This is a genomic window from Streptomyces bobili, assembly GCF_002154575.1.
Taxonomy (GTDB): Bacteria; Actinomycetota; Actinomycetes; order Streptomycetales; family Streptomycetaceae; genus Streptomyces; species Streptomyces bobili.
The window spans coordinates 1-1,098 of sequence record NZ_MUBA01000646.1; the positions used below are offsets into that span (position 1 = coordinate 1).

Here is a 1,098-nt window from a genome sequence, read left to right on the forward strand (position 1 = left end):
GACAGGGGCGGCGGCGACTCGCGCGGGGCGGGTGGCTGGTGGCGGCGCAAGAGTTCGCCGGCGAAGGTCGAGACGTACACGCGGTGGTCGTTCCACTTCTTCGGGCTGGCCGAGTTCGCGGCGGTGGGGGTGCCGTTCGGCAGCGGGGTGTGGCAGGGGCCCGTGCTGTGGCTTCCCCTGATCACGGCCGTGCACTGCACGCTGTCGGTGGTGACTGCCTCGCGGGCGCTGGACTGGACGCGGGGCAGGCGGCCCCGGCCGGTGCGGCTGATGGTGGCGTTCGCCCTCGTCACGGCGGCGGTCGCGGCGGTCGCGCTGTGGACCGCGGAGCACGGTCCGGGCGGCGAGGAGGTCGACACCGCCGCGGGCGGGGTCTTCGGCGTCGTCCTGATCTTCGCCGCCTGCGTCACCACGCTCGGCGTCCGCGGCTCGCGGCAGGCGCTCGCCGTCGTCGCCGGTTACGCGGCGGCCTCCGGAGCCCTGGCGCTGTCGCTCGGCGCCCCCGGTCCGGCCGTCCTGGTCTCGGTGGCGGCGGTGCTGCTCGGCGGCGGGTTCATGGCCTCCTCCTCCGTGTTCTCGGTCTGGCTGCTCGACACCGTCTACCGGCTCGACGAGGCCCGCGAGACCCGTGCCCGGCTCGCCGTCGCCGAGGAGCGGCTGCGCTTCGGCCGGGACCTGCACGACGTGATGGGCCGCAACCTTGCGGTGATCGCCCTCAAGAGCGAGCTGGCCGTGCAGTTGGCCCGCCGCGGGCGTCCCGAGGCGGTCGAGCAGATGATCGAGGTCCAGCGGATCGCACGGGAGTCCCAGCGGGAGGTACGCGATGTCGTACGCGGTTACCGGGAGGCCGACCTGGGGGTCGAACTCCTGGGCGCACAGGGTGTGTTGACTGCCGCCGGGATCGCGTGCGAGGTGCGCGGGGAGGTCGGCGGGCTGCCCTCCGAGGTGCAGTCGGCGCTCGGCTGGGTGGTGCGGGAGACGACCACGAACGTGCTGCGGCACGGCAATGCGGGGCGGTGTGCGGTGCGGGTGCGGGTGACGGACGGAAAGGTCGTGCTGACGGTGGAGAACGACGCGATCCCGTCGCCGGACTCGACT

The 1,098-nt window shown here is 74.0% G+C and carries 1 protein-coding gene; it reads left to right on the forward strand.

Annotation, left to right across the window (positions count from 1 at the left end; genetic code table 11):
- Nucleotides 1-1,098, forward strand: a 1,098-nt coding sequence (locus BZL64_RS35445) for a sensor histidine kinase (protein ID WP_244205716.1), incomplete at both ends; no start/stop codon positions are given.